The sequence below is a fragment of the Streptomyces sp. NPDC048600 genome (genome assembly GCF_055587025.1).
The window spans coordinates 249,901-269,822 of record NZ_JBVJGZ010000001.1; the positions used below are offsets into that span (position 1 = coordinate 249,901).

Annotated in this window: 17 protein-coding genes; 1 reads left to right on the top strand and 16 read right to left on the bottom strand. The window is 72.2% G+C overall.

The annotated features are described in order from the left end of the window. Positions 1 to 14: 14 nt before the first annotated feature. The 16 genes from ACZ6SQ_RS01065 to ACZ6SQ_RS01140 all read right to left on the bottom strand — a co-directional run bounded on the left by ACZ6SQ_RS01065 (position 15) and on the right by ACZ6SQ_RS01140 (position 18,392). Positions 15 to 1,394: a contractile injection system tape measure protein gene (locus ACZ6SQ_RS01065; RefSeq protein ID WP_469555201.1), complete on the bottom strand. Its 1,380-nt coding sequence runs from the start codon at positions 1,392 to 1,394 to the stop codon at positions 15 to 17. After that, positions 1,391 to 3,748 (bottom strand): hypothetical protein, encoded by a 2,358-nt coding sequence (locus ACZ6SQ_RS01070; protein WP_469555202.1) that lies wholly within the window; start codon positions 3,746 to 3,748, stop codon positions 1,391 to 1,393. The genes ACZ6SQ_RS01065 and ACZ6SQ_RS01070 overlap by 4 nt, the downstream gene beginning before the upstream one ends. A gap of 4 nt (positions 3,749 to 3,752) precedes the next feature. Further along, positions 3,753 to 4,604, bottom strand: a complete 852-nt coding sequence (locus ACZ6SQ_RS01075; RefSeq protein WP_469555204.1) for a hypothetical protein — start codon at positions 4,602 to 4,604, stop codon at positions 3,753 to 3,755. Next, a complete protein-coding gene (locus ACZ6SQ_RS01080; RefSeq protein WP_469555207.1) occupies positions 4,594 to 6,315 on the bottom strand; it encodes a hypothetical protein in 1,722 nt (573 codons plus the stop codon). The genes ACZ6SQ_RS01075 and ACZ6SQ_RS01080 overlap by 11 nt, the downstream gene beginning before the upstream one ends. After that, positions 6,312 to 9,068 carry a hypothetical protein gene (locus ACZ6SQ_RS01085; protein WP_469555209.1) on the bottom strand — a complete coding sequence of 919 codons (2,757 nt, stop codon included), beginning with the start codon at positions 9,066 to 9,068 and terminating at the stop codon, positions 6,312 to 6,314. The genes ACZ6SQ_RS01080 and ACZ6SQ_RS01085 overlap by 4 nt, the downstream gene beginning before the upstream one ends. Next, a complete protein-coding gene (locus ACZ6SQ_RS01090; RefSeq protein WP_469555211.1) occupies positions 9,065 to 9,475 on the bottom strand; it encodes a GPW/gp25 family protein in 411 nt (136 codons plus the stop codon). Before ACZ6SQ_RS01090 ends, ACZ6SQ_RS01085 begins: the two co-directional genes overlap by 4 nt. Continuing rightward, positions 9,472 to 9,744, bottom strand: a complete 273-nt coding sequence (locus ACZ6SQ_RS01095) for a PAAR domain-containing protein (protein ID WP_469555214.1) — start codon at positions 9,742 to 9,744, stop codon at positions 9,472 to 9,474. Before ACZ6SQ_RS01095 ends, ACZ6SQ_RS01090 begins: the two co-directional genes overlap by 4 nt. Before the next feature lie 111 nt (positions 9,745 to 9,855). Continuing rightward, positions 9,856 to 11,622, bottom strand: a complete 1,767-nt coding sequence (locus ACZ6SQ_RS01100) for a phage baseplate assembly protein V (protein ID WP_469555216.1) — start codon at positions 11,620 to 11,622, stop codon at positions 9,856 to 9,858. 2 nt (positions 11,623 to 11,624) lie between these two features. Continuing rightward, positions 11,625 to 12,290 carry a CIS tube protein gene (locus ACZ6SQ_RS01105; protein WP_386376670.1) on the bottom strand — a complete coding sequence of 222 codons (666 nt, stop codon included), beginning with the start codon at positions 12,288 to 12,290 and terminating at the stop codon, positions 11,625 to 11,627. Positions 12,291 to 12,292: 2 nt separating this feature from the next. After that, positions 12,293 to 12,478 (bottom strand): hypothetical protein, encoded by a 186-nt coding sequence (locus ACZ6SQ_RS01110; RefSeq protein ID WP_469555219.1) that lies wholly within the window; start codon positions 12,476 to 12,478, stop codon positions 12,293 to 12,295. Positions 12,479 to 12,547: 69 nt separating this feature from the next. Continuing rightward, the gene (locus ACZ6SQ_RS01115; protein ID WP_469555222.1) at positions 12,548 to 13,000 is read right to left on the bottom strand and encodes a phage tail protein; all 453 of its coding nucleotides are present in this window, start codon (positions 12,998 to 13,000) and stop codon (positions 12,548 to 12,550) included. Between the two features lie 3 nt (positions 13,001 to 13,003). Next, entirely contained in the window at positions 13,004 to 13,435 is a 432-nt protein-coding gene (locus ACZ6SQ_RS01120; RefSeq protein WP_469555224.1) for a phage tail protein, read from the bottom strand. A gap of 49 nt (positions 13,436 to 13,484) precedes the next feature. Beyond that, complete coding sequence (locus tag ACZ6SQ_RS01125; protein ID WP_469555227.1) at positions 13,485 to 16,085, bottom strand: phage tail sheath family protein; 2,601 nt, start codon at positions 16,083 to 16,085, stop codon at positions 13,485 to 13,487. Positions 16,086 to 16,104: 19 nt separating this feature from the next. After that, positions 16,105 to 16,686 (bottom strand): hypothetical protein, encoded by a 582-nt coding sequence (locus tag ACZ6SQ_RS01130; RefSeq protein WP_469555230.1) that lies wholly within the window; start codon positions 16,684 to 16,686, stop codon positions 16,105 to 16,107. Further along, positions 16,683 to 17,222, bottom strand: coding sequence for a Pvc16 family protein (locus tag ACZ6SQ_RS01135; RefSeq protein WP_469555233.1), 540 nt, complete (start codon positions 17,220 to 17,222; stop codon positions 16,683 to 16,685). The genes ACZ6SQ_RS01130 and ACZ6SQ_RS01135 overlap by 4 nt, the downstream gene beginning before the upstream one ends. Positions 17,223 to 17,348: 126 nt before the next feature. Next, positions 17,349 to 18,392, bottom strand: coding sequence for an AfsR/SARP family transcriptional regulator (locus ACZ6SQ_RS01140; RefSeq protein ID WP_469555235.1), 1,044 nt, complete (start codon positions 18,390 to 18,392; stop codon positions 17,349 to 17,351). Between the two features lie 311 nt (positions 18,393 to 18,703). On the opposite strand from ACZ6SQ_RS01140, the gene ACZ6SQ_RS01145 reads away from it, so the two are divergent. Further along, the gene (locus ACZ6SQ_RS01145) at positions 18,704 to 19,510 is read left to right on the top strand and encodes a LamG domain-containing protein (protein ID WP_469555238.1); all 807 of its coding nucleotides are present in this window, start codon (positions 18,704 to 18,706) and stop codon (positions 19,508 to 19,510) included. Positions 19,511 to 19,922: the final 412 nt, after the last annotated feature.

The window sequence follows — 19,922 nt, forward strand, 5'->3', positions numbered from 1 at the left end:
GCCCGGTGTCAGCATCAGGCACGCTGCCTTCCATCGGGCGGCGCGGCCGCGAACCGGATACGGACCGGCGGTGACCACGGGAGCTGGAACAGACCCAACGGATAGGGCAGGCGGGAGAGCGCGATGTCGAGCGGCAGCTGTCCCAGCTCCACATCCACGGTGCCCTGGCCGTCCGCCGTCTCCTGCAGCCGGGCGGGGCGCCGCAGGAACCCGGTCCGGACGTAGGCGGCACTGGACTGCGCGAAACCGGGCAGTGCGGCGGCGAATCGGCGCAGTGCCACCTCCGCCGCTGGCTCCGCCGGCGTTCCGCCTGCGATCCGGGGCACGCGCGTCCTGGGGTGCTGCCCGGCCAGCACCATGACCAGTGGATCGGACTGGAGGTCCGGGTCGGCCGGGTCGGTCAGTACGGCGAGGGCTACGCGGCGCAGGTCCTCCGCCGGGGCTTCGGCGAAGGCGGGCGACGCGCTGCCCCCCAGCGCGTCGACGGCCTCGTCGAGGTAGTCGGCCAGCCACGGGTACAGCAGCACGAGCCCGCCCGCCCTGGAGAGCAGAGGGCTGTCCGGCGAAGAGGGATGGCCGGCTGGTTCCAGGAGCGCCGCGAGGAAGGACTCGGCGTCGGCGGCGTCCGCGGGAGTGCCGGCCGTCGACTGGGCGGCGCGGGCCTGCCAGAGGGTGGCCCACTCGGCGTCGGCGGCGCTGTCCGCGTCGGCGGGCGCTTCGCCGCCGTGGACCGGCGTGGTGGCCACGGCACCGTCTTCCGCGGAAGGAACGGGTTCCATCGGCAGCCGGCCCGCCTTCGGCATCGGCACGCCACCTGGGCGTGACGTCGCCAGGGCGATGCTCACGGCCCGCCGCTCGTCGGCGTCCAGGGCCCGCCACAGCGCGGACAGCGCGTCCGGCCGTGCCGCCAGCACGCGTGCGACCCGAGTGAGGGCGGCGTTCGAGAGGCGGCTCAGCCGCACACCGAGGTCCGGTGGAAGCCCGGTGCCGACGCCCTGCCGTCCGGCGTCGAGCGGCCGGGGGCCGTCGCCCGCCGTGGACGGGGCCGGTTCCCAGGCCGGTTCGCCCGCCGGGGCGGGGCGCGGGACGGACAGGCGCCCGGCGATCGCGGCGCGGATGTGCTCGGCCCACATCAGCACCACGGTCTCGTCGTCGTACTCCACGGGATCGAAGCCGAGGGGGACGACCAGCCGGTCCAGCATCAGGTCCGGTACCTCCGCTCCGGGCGGCACGCCCAGAGCACGGACCAGTGCGGCGGGGAGCCGCTCGGCGGCGAGGCGGGCGAGCCGGGCGCGCACGGCGAGAGCGCGCTCCTGCTCCTCGGGGGTCGTCCGGCACAGGATGGTGAGGCGTTCGAGCCGCAGATCCACCGCGGTCCCGGTCGGCCCGGTCAAGACGGCCCCCGCAGCCGCTCGGTGAGAGCGTCGGCCGCACTGCGGATCCGCGCGAGTCCGTCGTCGGGCAACCGGGCCGCCTCCGCGGCCGCCACCAGGGACTCGACGAGGGTGGAGAGCTCCTGGCCGTGGGACAGGGTCAGCGGCTGCTCCCGCTCGATGTGCCTGCCCAGTTCGGTGAACGCCTCCTCACCGGTGGCGAGTTCGTCTCTCACGGCGTCGCGGCGGTCGTCGGGAGCGGCCTCGACGAGTGAGCGGCGCATCGTCCCCAGGAAGTCGACCATGCTCGCGTTGAGCCGCGTGGCCTCGGCGAGGCGTGGGGCGACGGCCCGTGGCCTGAGGATGTCGTCCACCCTCTGGTTGGAGATCTTGACCGCCTCCAGCGCCTTGTCGAGGTTGCGCCCCAACGCGAGGTTCACCTGCTCCACGGTGGTGACCCGGGCAACGGATTCCACGACGGACTGCTGGAACTTCTCGACCTGCTCGCCGACGCGCTGCACGCCGCTCCGGAGGTTCTGGGTCCTCTCCTCCAGCTGTTCGATCCTGGCGACGGCCTTGGTGTCCTGTGCCGTGAGCTTGAGGTCCACCTTGGTGTCCTGTGCCGTGAGCTTGAGATCCACCTCGGCCCGCAGATCGTTGCGCAGCACGTCGATGTCGTTCTTGGTCACCACGTTCCTGAGCTGCTGGACCAGCCCGCCCAGTGCGGGAAACTCCTGCAGCTCGCCGCTCTTGAGCTGGGTCAGGCCGGTCTCCAGGACCTGCACCTTGCTCATCACGCCGTCGACCGCCTGCTCGGCCTTCAGTGCGCTGGCGGCGGCCTCCTTCGCCTCGCTGCCTGCGTTCGCGAGGACACCTCCCGCGCTTTTCAGCACCTGCTGGTTGGCGACCCGCCCGATCTCGACGATCTTGCCGTGCTGGTCCTTGACCAGGACGAGGGTGTCCCCGAGGCTGATCGCGCCCTGGGCGGAGAACCCCTCGATGCCGTGCGCCTCGGCCGCCGTGCGCACGAGCACCTTCGGCTTCACACCGCGGTCGGTGATGAACTGCTTCACCGAGGCCTCGGTGGCGACCGCGTCGCCGCCGAGTGCCGGGTTCAGTGAGAACACCCCGGCCTGTGCGAAGTCGAGCGGGTCGATGTCGTACAGGACGTCGATCTCCACGGGGTCGATCACCCCGTGGCCGCCGCCCTTCACGAGGGGGACTTCCTCCAGATAGAGGTCCCGCCAGGCGTCGGGGATCTTGGGCGGTGGGTAGACGACGTCGATGCACTCCACCTTCAGCCCCAGGTTCATCCTGAGCCTGGCCACTGCCTTCTTGCCCTTGGGGCACTTGTGGAAGTCGTCCTTGCCGGGCGGCGGTTTCGGCGGATCGTCCGGCCCGGGTACAAGGGGTTCGGCGTAGCTGCCGATGAGCGACTCCAGCCTGTTGAGCATCAGCGTCGGCGGGTCCAGCGCGCCCGAACCGAGCAAGGCGTTGGACAGTCCGGCGGGCGGCTCGAGATCGTGCCGGTACTCCGGCTTCCAGGTCGGTGTGCCCCCGGTGATCCAGCCCAGGGCCACTCCGGGTGGCACGGCGTCGCGCGGTGACGGCGTGTTCAGGGCCAGGACCCGCAGCGCGTCGAGGGCCGCGAAGAAGACATGGTTGAGGAACGCCGCTCGGTACTGTCTGATCGCCGGCAACAGGGGACCGCTGATCGTCAGCTCGGCCAGTCGCTTCGCCGAGGGCTGGGTGAGCGTCACCCCGGCCGCCGCGAGGCGGTTGCCGATCGCGGTGCGGAGCCGGTCGAAGTCACCCTGGACGCTCCCGTCGGCGGCGATCGTCAGCGGGGATTCGTCCCGGAGCAGCGGCTCGGTGGCGAAATCCGTCTGCGGGGTCCTGAGCCGGCCGGGCGCGAGCACCACCGTGGCGCCGCGGACGCGGATCGCGGAGTGCCCGGCGCAGCCGGTCTCGTCGCACGGTGGGGCCGGCTTGTCGAGGTCCTGGAACACCAGGACGGGGGTGACGCCGCCCTGGCCGGGGTCGATGAAGTCGAAGTCTGCGCTGCCCGTGGTGACTTCGACCACCGTGTCGGTCTCGAGCAGCAGCAGCCGGCCGTGCTGGTCGACGGCCAGGCCGGGTGCCACGGTCAGTTTCCGCCTGCCGTCGGGGTCCGGATCGCTCAGCGCGCCGGTGAGACCGCTCACGATCCCGAAGCCGATCGCCCGGCCGAGGACCTGATCCTGTCCGTCGAGGAAGTCACGCAGCAGATTGAGGTCGTCCCTGGTGAGGGTCTGCCCGCTGGTGAACAGCGGATAGCGGCGCCCGGCCGTCTCCGTGTCTTCCGGGCCGGGTGCGGCGTGGTCGTTCGTGCTCATCCGCTCAAGCCTCCGTCACGTCGGTGGGAAGTCGGCCGACGTCCAGCCGGTCGGCGGCCGCGCCCTCGTCGATGCAGTTCCCCAGCCGCAGGCCGTCTTTGTGTTCGGTGAGGTCGACCAGCCCGCACAACAGCCCCCGGACCCGCTCCCGGAACTCCTCCTCGGTCTCCGGATCGTCCGCCCCCGGGCCCTGTCGCCGCTCCAGGACGAAGCCGTCGGGGACCCAGCACAGCCGCATCAGCACATGGGCGGGCGCGTAGCGTTCGACGACCAGTGAGGCCTCCGTGCGCGCGGCGGCGTCCGGGAACGCGGCCGAGACCGGTACGAACAGGGTGGCGCGCAGCCAGGGCAGCGGCCGCTGACGTCCGTCGGTGTCGGTGTGCGGTGTCCCGGCGCGCTCCCCTGCCGTGGCGTACTTGAAGTGCTCGACCAGGAGCGGCCGTTGCGAGGGTTCGCTGAGGCCGAACCACAGGCAGAACCAGTCGAGGAAGCCGCGGGGGGTGCCGCGGCGGCGCCACAGCCGGGCCGCCTTCTCCAGGAACTCCCTTTTGCGCGTGAGTCCTTGTGCGTCGCGCCACGTCCCGGGGAAGACGAAGCCGTACCAGTCGGCCAGTTCGTCGTAGAGCTCGGAGATGCGGGTGAGGAGGGCGTCGCCGCCCGCGTCGGTGGGCAGTCCCGGGGGCCAGGCGGCGCCGGCCGGGCTGTACCAGAGGGGCAGTTCCGCCAGGCGGTCCAGGTAGGCCCGGTTCAGGTCGTCGACAAGTGCCAGGAATCCCTCGATCTGCTCGAAGCTCTCGCGGTCGGCCGCGAACACGCCCGGCAGATGCGTGGCGATCGTGGTGTACTCAGCAGCCATCGGCGCACCCTTCGCGCAGTTCCAGGCGGACGGTCAGACAATGCCGGTCGTCGGCGGCCAGCACGGGCACACAGTGCCGAGGGAGAACAAGTTCGCCCGAGTGCCATTCCGGCCGGCCGTCCGGTGCGTCCGGCAGTACCGCCGCCGCCAGGTCCTCCACGCCGAGCACCTCCGGGTCGCCGGAGATCACCTGGACCAGTTCCGCCAGCCGGACCGGTTCACCGGGGCGCCAGCCTCCGGCCGCCGTGGCGGCGGGCCGGCCCGTGCGCGGCCAGGGTCCGTCCGTGTCGCGGGGGTGGCCGGGCTCGGCCGTGATGTCCGCGCTCTCCTCGCGGCCTGCCTTCAACAGCGCCCCGATCCTGGCCAGGGCATCGCGCAGAACGCCGTGCCGGGAGGCCGTCACCGGCACGTACACGACTCCGCGCAGGGCGATCGGGCAGGTTCCCAGGAGGGCCGCGCCGACCTCGTCACCGATCAGCCGACGCGGTGCGAGCCGGCCGAGGTCGAGGTGCGGGTTCTCGTACGGCTGGTCGACCTCGGCCGTCTCGTCCGGCCCGGAGAGGGTCTCGGCCAGCACGGTGTGCAGAAAGCGGCGACGCTCGTCGCCGGTTGTGAGTGCGGCCGGCCGGTCGGGCTGCACCAGCAAGGTGATCGCCCCTGGTCTGGCGGCTCCCCCGTGGCCGGCCTCGTCCTGGGTGTCCCGGCCGTCGAAGCCGATCCCGGGGAGCACTCCGGGCACCGCCCAGGCCCGTTCGACGGTCACGATCCCGCTGCCGTCCGCCGCCCCGGTGACATCGTGGGTCACTCCGACGGCGAGCCGCGCGTAGTCGTCGGTGGTAACGGGCTCGACGGTGCGGGTCTGAAGGGGGTGCGGCGGCCAGCACGTGGTGCCGCCGTCGGCTCGTTCCCAGTCCTCCGGGCGCGCACCCGGAGGCGCGGGATGGATGCCCACGGCGTCCGCCGCCGCCCGCGCGTCGAGGTCCAGTTCCGCGGCCAGCACGGTCTGGGCGGCGACGCGGTCGGCCGCCGCCGACACCAGCTCACGCACCCGGCCCTCCAGGGCACGCAGACGCTCCGCCGCGCTCGTACGGCGGTGGCGCTCGCCGATGGCCGCCTGTTCCTCGGCGAAGAGCACCGCCCTTGCGTCTGGCGGCGGTTCCCCAGCCGGTGCTGTCGCCTCGAGTGCCGCCTGCCGCACGAGCGGGGCACGCAGCAGCCTGACGGCCGCCGCGCGCAAGGCCGCCTCACCGGCCGGATCCCCACCGGGGGCCGCCGGACGGCTGAGGTGGTCGGCGGCGGCCTGTCCGGTCGGTGCTGCCCGGACGGCTTGGCGGTCGGCGGGAGTCAGCCCGGCCAGGAGGTCTCCCAGGGCCTTGAGACCGTCCGGGTCCCGCGGCAGCGGCGCGCGGCTCCAGTGCAGCTCCGCGGCGTCCCGGAACAGCCCCGTCTCGGCCGACCAGCCGGACAGGGGCCGGTTCTCGGTGCGGTAGTGCAGATCGGCCAGCGACCAGACCACGGATTCCAGCAGCGTGATACCCGGGTCGCTGGGGTTGTGGTCGGTCCAGCCGGCCGCGTACTCCCGTACGGTCTCCATGGCCGTCTCGAGCAGCGCGGCGAAGTCGGCGTCGGGGGCCGGGGCGGTGACGGCGCGCAGGGGGGCGGGGAGCGAGGGGGGAGCGGACGGGACCGCGCCGGGCTTCGGCTGCGTCACAGGCGCTCCTCGAGGACGAGTTCATGCTCTCCGGCCGATGCGATCAGGCCGCGGCACGCGTCGGTGCCGACCCTGGGCAGGCCGGTGTGCGGGGGCAGCAGCCGCAGGTCCCGCACGTGGTCCACCTCCGGCCGTTCCTCGAGAAACACGGTGAGCGACGAGGGGTAGAGCGCGCGGCCGAAGTCGGCGAAGCCGCTTCCGCCCGGGTGCAGTCGGGCCTCCAGAGCGGCGGTCAGGCTCTCGCGTGCCTCGGCGGCGGCGACGCCCGGAGCCAGGGCGATCCGCGCGTGGACACCCACCTGTTCGTACAGGGGGCACAGCACCACCGGCTGTGCGTGCGGGGAGCGGACGGGCTCCAGGCGGGCGAGGATGCGCTCGGCCAGCGTGACGCCCGGCAGGGGCAGTCGCTCGGCGCCGCGGGGGACGACCACCAGGGCGACCGAGCCGGGCTCGGCGCAGCCGTCCGCCCCGGTGTGCGGCAGGCACCGTACGGCGGCGACCTCGGGGAACGTGTCCTTGACGAGCGTCTCGTAGTCCCAGGGCTGGATCGCCCGCCCCCGGTGCCGCACGACACCGGTGGCGCGGCGCAGATACTCCTCGTCGGTCTCGGCGGCCCGGCCCGGTGTGCCCACGCCCGGGTTGGACACCTTCACACCGGGGATCGGGCGGCGCAGTCCCTTCAACTCCCCCGCGGCAGGCGCGGTCGACGGACCGCGGTCCGCCTCGGGATCGGGCCCGCTGCGGCACACGGCTGTGACGGCGTCCGTGCGGATGTCCAGGATCTCGCCCACCAGATGGGGCGTCGAGGTGCGCAGGCGCAGCCAGCGGTCCATGGCCGCGCCCTGATCCGCGCAGCCTTCGGCCCAGTCGGCGGGCAGCAGGGTTCTCACGACTCCGCTCTGCCGCAGCCCCTTGGTGCCGTCGAGCACGTGCAGCGGCTGCCAGGCGTCCGCCGTGCTCCAGTACTCCCAGGTCACGTCATGGCCCCGGCCCGAGGACGCGCAGGCGGGGGCCTGGCCGACCCGCACGTGGAAGGAGAGTCCGCCGACCGCGTCGGGGCGCAGCCCCGCGAAGCCGAGAGCGACCGCGCCGTGCGCTCCCGCGGAGGTGTCCAGAGGCTGCCGGAAGGGGCGTGCGACGGGGCCGGGAAGGTCGAGCCGCCGGGTGGCGTGCCCGTTGCGGATGCGCAGGTCCCGCACGGACACCGACTGGGTGCGGTACCCGATGGTCACCCGCGACGCGGTCGGCGGGGTGGGCGCGATGAGGTCACCGGCCCGCGGACTCCTGGCCGTCGCGACGTCCTCGGCGAACCGGGCGATCCGGCGCAGGTGGTCCTCCCAGCCGAAGTCGCCGCTGCTGAGGAACAGCCGCATGAAATGGCCCGTGACGCCGCCGACTTCGGTGGGGTCGGAGAGCGGCGTGCCGCCCACCGCGACGGCGGCGGTCCTGCGGCCGTGGAGTTTGCGGCCGGCCGTGCTGAAGGTCTGCCAGGTGCCTCCGGCCCGGCGCTGCCACTGGATGCCGGGGTCGGGTTCCTTGTACGGGATCTTGCCGATGACGTCGATGCCCTTCGCGAACAGCCCTTCGGCGTACCACTGCTGTACCGGCGCGGCGTAGTCCACGGCCATGAGCCCGTTGCCGCTGTCGTCGAGGAGTTCGAAGGTCAGGGTCAGGCTGTCCAGCGGCTTCCCGAACGTTTCCTCCGAACGCAGATAGAAGCTGTCGCCGCGCCGGGGTGTCGGGCCGAAGGGCTGGAACTCGCGGGTGAGGTCGACCGCGCCGTTCCCGGTGGCGCCGCCGTCGGGCACGACGGCCTCACGCTCCATCCGCACCCGTACGTCGGCGGTTTCGAAGGCGAAGGCGCCGACCGGGGCGGCGTCACCGTCGAAGCAGGCACGCAGGAAGGTCAGTTGCTCCCCGTCGACCGCCAGCGGGCCGCATGCCCCGCTCAGGACGAGCCGCACGTTCTCGCCGTCGTGGACCGGCGAGCCGGGCAGCACGGTGGCCAGGCCGTCGGGGGTCGACCACTGCCAGGTCGTCCCCGCCAGGCCGGCGGTGTCCTGGCCGGGGAAGGTGACGGTCACGGTCGCGGTGCCGCCGGTGAACGCGAGCACGTCACTGACGATGTCGAGCCGGTGGACGGCCCCCTGTCCGGCGAACGGCGCGAAGGGCGCTTCGGGGTCGCGCCGGTCCGCGGTCCGGTCGCCGTCGGCCGTGGCCAGGGTGCCCATGACCCGGGAGATCCCTGCGCCCTGAAGGGTGAGCGTGTCGGTCGTCGCGTAGATCCGCTCGGCCCCGCCGGCCGTGCGCCCTCCGCGCAGTTCGGTGCCCGACGGCAGGACGACGGGCCCCGCGGCGGGCTCCGCGCGTCGTGGCGGTGCCACGGTGAAGGCGGCCACCACGCTGTCCGGTTCCATGGGGCGGCGCGGGATGCCGAGCCGCTCGGACAGCCAGGCCAGCCGTGCCCGGCCGGGCAGCTGCGCGAAATGCCGTGCGAGGCCCTCGTGCAGGGCCGCGACGGCCAGCAGCACCGCCTGGGAGGGGTCCCCGGCGGGCCGGAGCACGGCCGAGGTCCGGCCCTGCGGAAGCGGGTCGTGGAACAGCAGATCGGCCCAGGTCGGCGGCGTACCCGAGGGCGCGGGCGGCAGATGCGGAACCGGCCTGGCCGCGGCGGCCGATCGCGCCATCTCGGCGATGACCTCGTCCCGTGAGACACGTCCGGAACCAGGTTCCGCGCCGGTGGTGCGGCTCATGCGCGGCCCTCCAGGTAGAAGGGGAGCACCAGGCTGGTGGGCCGCCGGTGCGGGTCGATCCTGAACTCCACCGTGACCTCGACCCGGTCGTCCTCGGTGCCCGCCACGACCGCTTCGAGCCGGTCCACGATGGCCCGCGGTTCGAAGCGCAGCACCGCGGTGCGCAGCTCATGGGCGAGCCGGTGGCAGGACGCAGCGTCCCGGATCCCGAACACCTGGTCCTCGGCGGTCGATCCGAAGTCCGGCCTCATCACACGCTCGCCCAGGGTGGTCCGCACGATGAGCCGGATCGACTGGGCCACGGCGTCCTCGCCGTCCACGGTCGCCACATGGCCGCCGTCGCCGCCGTCCTGGTGCCAGCGGACCGGAAACCGCCAGCCGGTGCCGAGGTGCGGGTAGTCACTCATCCGATCACCACCGTGGGAGCGCCGACGGCGACGGACGCCCCGCAGCCGCACGGATCGCCGGACCGCAGCGCGGGACGCCCCGCGATGAGCACGGTGGGGCTGCCGGCGGTGAAGGGGGTGCTCGGCGGATGGCCGGGCTGGATGGGGCAGGCGTGCAGATCGCCGAGCACGGCGGCGGGGAGCCCGGCGATCAGTACGGTCGCCGCTCCCGGGCCGGCCACCGCACCGCCGTGCGTGGTGAGATCGGTGACCCTGGCGGCGGCGGGCATCAGCGGCCTCCGTTCCGGGCGGCGGCGAACATCAGCTGCCTCCGTTCCGCGAGGCCGCGGCACCGCGCGGAGTGGACGAGCGCCGGGCAACCGTCTTCACAGCCGTACCCCCTAGTTGATCTTCACCAGTGCGCCGGAGACGGACAGCGAGCCCGCCGCCTTGAGTTCCAGGCCGGCCGCGCTCTCCACGGTGGAGGCGCCCTTGGCCTTGGCCTTGAGCGTCGCCGCGTCCACGTTCACGGTCCCGGCCGGTGCGGACAGCGTGATGTCGCCGCTCCTGGCGACGATCGCCACGCCCTTGTCGGACAGCGTGAGCGAGCAGGCCCCGGACGTCTCGGCCAGGACGATCTCGCCCTTGCCGTCGTCGAGTTCGATCCGGTGGCCACCCGCGGTGGTCAGGGCGATCCGGCCGTTCGAGGAGTCGTCGAAGCTGAGCCGGTGACCGGCCGGGGTGACCACGGACCGCACGGCATTGGCCTTGGGGTCCATCCGCTCGGGCGGGGCCGCCCTGCCGTTCCACAGGGCGCCCAGCACCACCGGGAACCTGCTGTCGTGGTCGATGAACCCCACCAGCACCTCCTGGCCGATGTCGGGGACGAACCACGTGCCGTGGTCCGCTCCGGCCGACAGCGTGCTCAGCCTCGCCCAGACCGGTTCGAGCGCGGGTGCCAGCCACGGGAATCCCACCTTCACCCGGCCCAGCTTCTGTTCGTCGTCGAGGTCCTCCACGATGCCGAGCAGCAGTCCGTGGCCTCCCCCGGTACCGGCACCGGCCGTGGCCCGCGGGGCGGGCGGGCGCAGCGCGGGAGGGGAGCCGAGCTGGAACTCCGTCGTGTAGCCGCTCCTGCCCAGCCGGTGCCGTACGGCGCTGACGTAGTGACGCCCGCCGAAGGCGGAGCCGATCCCGGTGAAGCGCAGCCAGGAGTCGGCCCGCAGCCGGGGCAGCCCCACGGTGCTGCCGCTGCCGTGGAAGTGACGCAGCACCTCGCCGGAGGCGGCGGCGACCGCCCGCCGGTCCGCCTCCTCGGAGGAGATCCCGGCGGAGGTGCCGAGGTGGGCCTCGCGCAGCGGCCACCCGGCCTTCCGGAGGTCCTCGGCCGGTGTCGCGCGGCCCTGCGTCCCGGGCTCGGCACGATCGCTCCCGGCGTCCGCGACGACCGTCTCCAGGGTGGCGGAGTCGAATCCGGCGACCGAGACGGGATCGGCCCGCCCGGACACCTCGCGGGTGAGCCTCAGCTCCCGCAGCGTGCTGCCGTACTCGAGGACGAGGTCGTCGTCGGACGGTTCTGCCGCAGGCCGGAAGACGAGCCGGTCGCCCTCGACGTACGCCACGTAGCCCAGTTCCGCGGCACGGCCGGCCAGCCAGTCCCAGTCGGTGCCGCCGGAGAAGGCGACCACCGGCTGATGGATGCCGTCGTCCGCATCTGCAGTGAGGCCGTAGGCGGCCGCGATGTCGGCGGCGACGTCGCCGTCGGTCGACTCCTCGTAGACGCGGGCGCGGGGCACGGCTGCCAGCAGAGCGCTGCGGGTGCGGCAGGCGATCTCCAGCACGGGGCCCGAGGCCGCGCCGAAGCGGGCCGTCAAGGCGGTGAGGACACCGGAGAACACCGGATGCAGCGTGCCGCGCCACCCGAGTGAGATGTCCACGGCGGTGCCGGGGGCGAACAGTTCGCCGTCGGAGTAGCGGACCTGCCGGGTGTCGGCGTCCCAGTTCCGTACGAGCAGAGCGGCCCGCCCGTGGCGCAGGACCTCCGCGCTGACGTCGATCTCCAGTACGTCGAGCCGTACCTGGGGCTCGACATCCCGCCCGGCCAGTCTGAGCGTGAAGTCCGGCAGGTCGGGGATGCCGCCGACAAGGTCGGTCGCGGTGGCGGCCATGCTCATCCCGCCTTCGGGGGCAGCACGAGTACCGTTCCCGGGGTCAGGCGCCGCGGGTTGGCCAGGCGGTTCGCCTCGGCGACCGGCCGCCAGAAGTCGACGGTTCCGTACACGCGGTGGGCGATCCCGTCGATGGTGTCGCCCTCGCGTACGAGCCAGGTCTGGTACAGGTCCGACGATTCCCTGCGTTCCGTCCTGGCGAGGTCGTCCGGCTCGACGACCTCCTGGAAGGTCACCTTGACCCGGGCCCGGACGGGCTCGCCCTGCCGGTCGAAGAGCTGGTAGGTGACATCGGCGCTCAGCATCACGCCGGGGAAGACGAAGTCCCCCCAGTGCAGCCGCACGTAGTAGGGGGCGTGGCTCTCGGGCTGGAAGCGGGTGAGTGCGAGCAGCGCCTGAAGACGGGCCCGGACCGTCTCGGCGGCCTCCACCACCCCGGTGCCGTCGAAGAAGAACTCGATGGTGAGCTGGTCCGGCTCGCCGCCCGCGTAGGAGGTGGCGGGCTTGCTGGCGCCGGCCGGCTGCTCGTTGGTGTAGCGGTTCTTGAGGCCGAAGGACAGCTCGGTGGGGTTGAACTGGGCCTGCCACCGTCCGGCCGGCTCGGTGAAGCGCTGGTCGCGGAAGACGTCGAGGGTGAGCTTGGCGAGCTGGTTCTCCTCGAGGATCACCCTCAGGCCTCCCAGTCCCTGCGCAGCTGTTCGAGCACCCGCTCGGTGGCCCGGCGTACCACCCGCTCGACCAGTTCGTCCTCCGCCGCACCGCCGCCGCCCGTGGTGGGTCCCGCGGACGGAACGGTGGCGGCGGAGGTGCCGGTGAGCGTCACCTCGCTCACGATCTCGCCGATCACAACGGCCATCGGGGTCTCCTCGGGTCAAGTGCGCTGCGGGAAGCGGGGGTACGGAAAGGGGGGCCGAGCAACGTGCGGTCAGCCGGGGAGGGTGACGAGGGTGAGTCCCTGATGGGCGATCTCGACTGACTCGACGGCGACGCCGACGGACATCGCGTCGAGGTCGGGACCGGCGATCTTCACCGGCCAGCCGCGCCGGAACGACCAGACCCGCACGGGCGCCGGTTTCCCGTCCACCATGCCGAGCAGCTGCACCTGGCCGTCCCGGGGGCCGACCCTGCCGAGGCGGCCGTACTCGGAGTACCAGTCCCACAGCCCCCGGTCCGCGGTGGCGCCCCGCTTGAGCACCAGGTTGGGTGCCGAACCCCTGGCCGGGAAGCGGTGCGTGAAGCGGTTCTCACCGCCCTCGGCGTACTCCTCGACCCCGGTCTCCGCCGCCAGCCCGGTGCACTCGCTGAAGTCCGCCATCGTCAGACCGTCGATCTGCAGCCGGAAGAAGGCAGTGGTGTAGGGGTGTCCGATGCTGTCCATGGCTCAGGGGATCGTGACCGTGATGCCCTCGTGGGCGAACTCCAGTGACTCGATCGCCACATCGGTGCCCGTCCCCTTGAGGCCCGGCCCCTCGAGCTTGACGGGCCAGGCGCTCTTCATGGTCCAGGTCATCACGATCTCCTGCTGTTCGTTGCACAGACTGACGGTGACAACGCGCCGGAAGTCGCCGCCCGACTGGACCTGGTCGAACCAGGCGAACAGCCCGTTCCCGGCCATCGGCACGATCCCGCGCTTGAGCGTCACGCTGCCGTACTTGCGCAGCCCGGGCATCTTCCGCACGGTCTGCTCGGGGTGTGCGCCACCTCGGTAGTCGACCGTCTCCGTCTCCATCGTCAGCCCGCTCACCTCGGAGAAGCTTGAGGTGGAATCCCCCCATCCCACTTTGAAGTTGAGGGCTGTCATCGGGTAGTCCATGGCCTGTCCTCCTCATTGCGTCGATCGGTTCACGGGGACACGGGAGGCGTCACTCGGTCAGCCGCTTGTGGCTGAACCGGAAGATCACGAACTCCGCGGGCTTGGCCGGGGCCACCGCCACCTCGGTGACGACCAGGCCCAGGTCGACATCGGTCTCGGTCATGGTCTCGCCGAGCCCGACCCGCACCCGGTACGCCTGCTCCGGACTGGTACCGGCGAGGGCACCGCTGCGGAAGAGCTGGTCCAGGAAGTTCTCCACCGAGACCCTGATGCGCAGCCAGGTGTCCTGGGTGTTCGGTTCGAAGACGACCCAGTTCGTACTGCGCTCGACGGACGTCTCGATCAGGTTGAACAGCCGCCGGACGCTGACGTACCGCCAGAGCGCGTCGTCGGAGGACGTCCTGGCGCCCCAGACGCGTGTGCCCCGGCCGGGGAAGGCGCGGATGAGGTTCACCCCCGCCGGGTTCAGCAGGTCCTGCCGTCGCTGTGTGTAGTCCTCGGCCGTCCCCACGATGCCCTTGACGCGTTCGTTGGCCGGGGCCTTGTGCACACCCCGCTCCCGGTCCGTGCGGGCGAACACCCCGGCCACGAAGCCGCTGGGCGGCACCGTCACGATGCGCTCGGCCGCATCCGTCTCGAGATTGACCATCTTCACGTGCGGGGCGTAGGTGGCTGCCTGGACGCTGTTGACGACCGTGCCGCGCCATTCCGCCAGCTGTCTGTCGTCGCCGTACGCGGGGGCGTCGACGATCGCGATGCGGCGGAACTCCTCGCAGTGCCGGGTCATCGCCCCGACCACGTCGGCCTGGAGCAGTGGGTCCGCGAAGGTCAGCAGGTCCGGGCAGATCACCATCGCGGGCTCGGTGACGCGCTCGAGCTGATCGAAGCCCGTCTTGAGGCCGGCGGTCGTGACGGGGCGGTCGGAACCGGACACCTTGGGTCGGACGAACCGGGGCAGGGTGTCCGGTGTGAGGGCGCCACCGGCCGGCGGTCCCACCGTGATCCGCGGGGACACGCCGTTGACGATGCCGTCCCTCCGGTAGTGGCGCGGATGGTCCGGGTGCATCGCGAGCTGGGTGTAGCTCTCCGCCTCCGCGCCTCGCTCCGTGACCCTGAGGGCGAAACGCAGCGGGTTCAGGGTGGTCGTCTGGAACGCGAACAGCGGGTAGCGCCCGGTGTCTCCCACGGGGACGGGTGCCGTGCCCTCGACGGAGACCACGTAGACATTGCCGCCCTTGTGGTCGGCACGGGCGACGGGGTACCGCTTGTCCGGTTCGAGCTCGACGAAGTCGCTGCCCGGCTCGGGGGGCCGTACGCACCGCACCACGATGCCCTTGGTCGCATCGGCGGGCTTCGCGATGTCGACCTGGGTCCACACCTTGTCGGCGGGGTCGCTCGCCGCGGCGGCCCAGCCGTCGTCCTTCGCGGAGTCGCGGGTGAGGGAGAGCGTGTCGCCGCCAGCGCCGGAGAGCTTCACCACCGTGCCGTCCGGCACGAACGAGTACCTCTCGGCGAGCGACGCGCGTGACGGGTGGTCCAGCGTCACCGTCTCCCGGAACTGCCTGGCCGCCAGCTGTACGTCGACCTCGACCGGTCCGGCCGGCACGTCCGCGGGGAACTCCAGCCGGGTCCTGGCCTTCTCCCATACACCCGTCAGCCCGGCGGCGGTGACCGCCTGGTGCCCTGTCTGAAGGTCCGCGGCCTCCGGTGCGGGAGCGTCCTTCCAGGACAGCGCGCTCAGCGGCACGACCTTCGGGTCGGGAGAGGTGGGCGCCGGCAGATCGGCGGTGAGGCGTACGACGCGCACGGCGAACTCGCCGCCGGGCAGGGCCTGGTTCACCTTCGCGGCCAGGGTGAGCATCAGGCCGGGCGCGGCGGCCGCCAGGCCCTCCACGACCGCTGACGCCCTGCCCATCGAAGGCGTCACCGCCGTCACGACGTCCCCGCGCTGGAAACCGGAGCCCGTCGCCAGCCTCAACGCCGTGCCCGTCGACGGCACGGCGGCCACCACCCACGTCGCCTTGGCCGGCAGGGCGAGTTCCGTGCCCGCGGGCACGGCGAGGGTGAGCCGGGACCCTGTGGCGTCGACGGACTCGACCGTGGCCGCCCGGGGCGTGCCCGTGGACGTCACGACCAGGACCGGGTCACCCGCGGCCACGCCGACGACCGAGCTGACCGTCAGGGTCTTCTGGTGCTGCCCGGCGGCGAGGGAGTCGTCAGCCGCGAGCTTCACCCGGCCGGCGTAGAGCACGCCGCTGCCTGCGGTGGTGTCGAGCGTGACGGCGACACCCAGCTCGTTCGCCCAGCTCCCGGGAGACGTCGCCTCGACACCGAACCCGACGGTCGCGTTGTCTGCGCGCAGCACATCCCAGGTGGCGCGTACGGAGTCGTCGGCACGCACGACATAGGCCGCCGGTCCCCCGTTCTCGAAGAACCCGTAGACGGCCTGGGCGGTGTACCCGCCGGGCACCGGACGGGCACCGAAGACCGCCTGGAACTCCGACCAGCCGGTGATCCGCGTCGGCTCCTGGACGGGGCCCCGCTGTGTCGCGCCGACGATCGCGACCACGCTCGTCGGCGCGGCCGTGATGGGTTGGGGACCGGCGGCGACCTCTTCGATGTAGACGCCGGGTGACTGATAGCTGATCACGGCTGGCCTCCAGCGCTGCTCACGTCGTGGTGTCGATGAGCCGGATGCGGGTGGTCCGGCGGGCGGTGTCGAGGAAGGCCCTGCGCAGCAGGTTTCCGTCGACGCGGATCTCGAACCGGTGGAAGTCCTCGGTCCAGACCGTGGGTGCCGAGCGGTAGCAGCCTGGTTCGCCGGGCACTTCGGGCAGTTGCGCGGCCGGTTCGACGCCCTTGGTCGGGTGCGCGGACACGGTTCGACCCACACTGGGTCCCTGCGCGGTGACGAGCACGACCTCCAGAATCGACGGCCGGGGGACGAAACGGTGCGTCACCACACCCTGGTCCAGCGTGATCACCGATTCGGGTGCCGCCAGATGCATCGCGGCGGCAGGGGCGACCGTGAGCCGCAGCCGTACGCGCGGAACCGGCGGTTGCTGCCCGGCATCCTGCGCGGTCACGGCGACGGAGCCCGCCGAGACCACGCGCAGCTCCCAACCCGTCGGCGGCCCTCCCACGAACGCGGCGGAGACGGGAACCGGCGCGCCGGACGTCGCGTGCACGGCGCGCACCTCGTGCCGGAGCGTGCGGCGCGCGGACTCACCCACCGGCCGGACAGTGGTCACCGCCTGACCTCCGCGTACGTGACGCGGTGCTCCGTGACCCGGGTGGTGCTCTCGGAACCGAGCGGGGGCAGCGGGACCACTTCGACGCCGTAGTACAAGGCGAGACGGAAGTCCCGGCCGTACGCGGTCCACAGGCTGGTCCGCTCCTCCGAGGAAGGCGCACGCAGCCGCACGGTGAGCTGCTGGACCAGCGGCTGGAGTGCCGGGCTGAGCTCGGCGGCCCCGAGCCGGGGCGTGGAATGGAAGACCTGCGCCACTCGGGCGAGGCGCTTCTGGCACTCCAGATGGTTTCCGGTGAAGGTCATCACATAGGACAGCGCCAGTCCGAGCGGCGGCCGCTCGTACCCGGCCGGCGTGCTCACCAGCGGGCCGTTGCGCACATGGCCGTGTTCCTCGATGGCGTACAGACAGATATGCAGCTTGTCCTGCGTGAGATTGGTGCCGGAGTCCAGCGAGTTCACCTCCACCCAGCCCGCGGGGAGACCGGAGCGGCTCTCGATCAGATCCCTGAGGGTGGAGGTCACATCGTCGATCACGTAATGGCTCTCCTGTCAGCGGCCCGAGGTCGTCCCACCATCGGCGTCGTCCGTTCGGACGTGCGACGGCCGTGATGAGGCGTGCCGACCGTTGTAGAGGGAGGCTGTCTCGACGCTGTCGCCGGGCTATCTCCGCGCGGTCTTCGTCGCCCGGCGAGGGCCGGGCGGGGCCGTGGGTGCCCGCATGAACCGCCCGTCGCGCCGGGAGCCCGCCTCCGTCATCTCACGCAGCTCGCCGATCACTTGCTCCAGCACAGCGGTGAGGTCGCGGAGCTCGCGCTGCGCCTTGAACAGCCGCTCGGTCAGGACCTCCACCTGGTTCCCCGGGACCCCGCCCCCCTGCCGCGGTGGCCGACTGCCCCGGTCGTCGACCGCGTGCGCCGCCGCCGCGGTCTCCGGCAGGGGCTCGACGCCCAGCTCGTCCGCCAGCAGCTGACGGCACAACTTGTACTGGCGCAGGGCGTGGGTGCGGCGTCCGGCGGCCGCGTGGATCTGGATGATCGTGCGATGAACGTCCTCACGCAGAGGATCCCGGTCGAGGATCAGCTGGGCGTAGTGCAGGGCCACGTCGTGGTCGCCTGCCCGCCGGTGCCAGCCGACCAGCCGGGACAGGGCGGAGAGATAGAGACCCAGCAGCCTCTCCCGTTCCGTGATGACCCAGTCGTGGTAGGCGCCTTCGAGCAGATCGCCCCGGTAGAGCAGTACCGCGTCGGCGAGTTGAGCGACGGTCTCCTCGTCGAGCTCGCGAGCCGCCCCGGGTCTGTGCGCCGTACCCGCCGGGGCACCGTCGCACCCGTGAGAGAGCGAGGCGACCGTGGTCTCGAACCGCGCCACGTCGATCAGTGCGTCACTGTCGGGATTGAACCCCAGAGTGTCCGCGGCCTCGATGAGCACATAGGTACCGCGGGGCGTGCCCGGTGGTTCGATCGCCTGACGCAGTCGCCACAGGGTGGTGTTCAGCCGCCGACGGGCATGCGACGTGGGCAGTTCGCCCCAGAAGGCGGAGGCGATCTCCTCCCGCGGGCGCGGAAGGCTGCGGTTCAGCACGAGATAGGCGAGGAGGTCGGCCGCGGCCGGCGGCACGGGCAGCGTGGTCCCGCTGCCCCCGGCCGTGATACGGCGCATGCCCCCAGAGGTCCGGCGCGGACCGAAGAGCGTGATTTCGAGCATGCGGAGACCCCCGTAGCTCAGGCCGCGCGCCGGAACTCCCGTTCCAGCCACGGCCGCTGACCACTGATCCGTCCCTTCCATCCTAGATTGTTACGGCTCGGGCAATCCGGGACACGAGCAATTCCGGGTTCGTTTCACGGGCGACTTGGGGGGACGTCGGACGTAGGCGCGGTCGCCGCGGTGGCGTGCCCGGCGCGAGGGGCCACGAGACCTGCGCCGGAGCCGCACACTCGGGTACGGCTACGCCTTCCGGGCGGAGGGGGAGCCGACGACCGGACGGGCCGGGGGTTGCGGCAAGAGAGAATGCGCTCATGACGAGCACCATCCGGCTCCCCGAGGCCCCGGCCCGCAAGCCCGATCTCGAGGACGACTTCGCCACCCCGACGCTCAGAACGGACAACTGGGTCGACCACTACCTGCCGCACTGGACGACGCCCGAACGCTCCCTGGCACGCTACGACTTCGACCGTGCGGGCCTGCGGCTGCGGATCGACGCCGACCAGTCGGACTGGCGGGAGGAGGACGCTCCGCTTCGGGTGTCCAACCTGCAGACCGGGGTGTTCTCCGGCCCGGTTGGCTCTGAGCGAGGAACCCACCGGCATCGTCCGGACGGACTGGTGGTCCGCACGCCCACCCCTCAACGCATGCTGTGGGCGCCCGCGGCCGGACGGGTGGATGTGACCGTGAGCGCAAGCGTGGATGAGGGCTGCATGCTCGCGGCGTGGCTGGTGGGAAGCGAGCATCTGTCCGAGAAGGACACCGGTGAGGTCTGCGTCTTCGAGATCGACGCCGAAGGTGTCGGAGACACCCAGAGCCGTGCGCGATGCGGAGTGAAGGCGCATTCGGACGCGCGTCTGACCACCGACATGGCCGAAGTGACCCTGCCCGTGGACGCGTCGAAGCCGCACACCTGGACCGCGATCTGGGGACATCAGGGCACCGTCATCGGATGCGAGGGCGTTGTCGTGCGACGGTTGCCTCCGTTTCCCGGCTACCCGCTCCTCCTGATGATCGATCTCTTCGAGGTCGCGCCCCGTTCCGAGAGCGATGCCTCGTATCCGAAGACGGCTCGTGTCCACTCGGTGCGTGGCTGGACGGGCGATTTCGCCTCGGCCTGAGCCTGGACGAAGTCTCCGTCGGCATCGTCCACCAAACCCTCGCGGGTCGCGCGGACCGAGCCTCGTCGGCCAGCTTCCGGGCGGTGTGGATGGACCGCGAATGGATCGCCGTTGGCGATGTGTTCCGTGTGGCGGCCGGGGTTCGTGGGCGTACATGGGGCGGTGACAGCATCGGTGCGGCACTGCGGAGGCCTGTTCAACAGGGGCGACGGTGACGGCGCGGTGGTTTCGGCCGTCGGGTGAACAGGTGCCGCACGCATGAGGGGCGTTGGGGGTGGCGGCGGCATGGCGATCCGCGCCTCACGTCGGCGCCTTGACCACGGAATTGGTCTAGGCCATCGTTTGGCGCGCAGTTGATGGCCGGACGATTCCTGCGCCGGCGGGTGGTCACCGTTGTCGGCCGGTCCCTCTG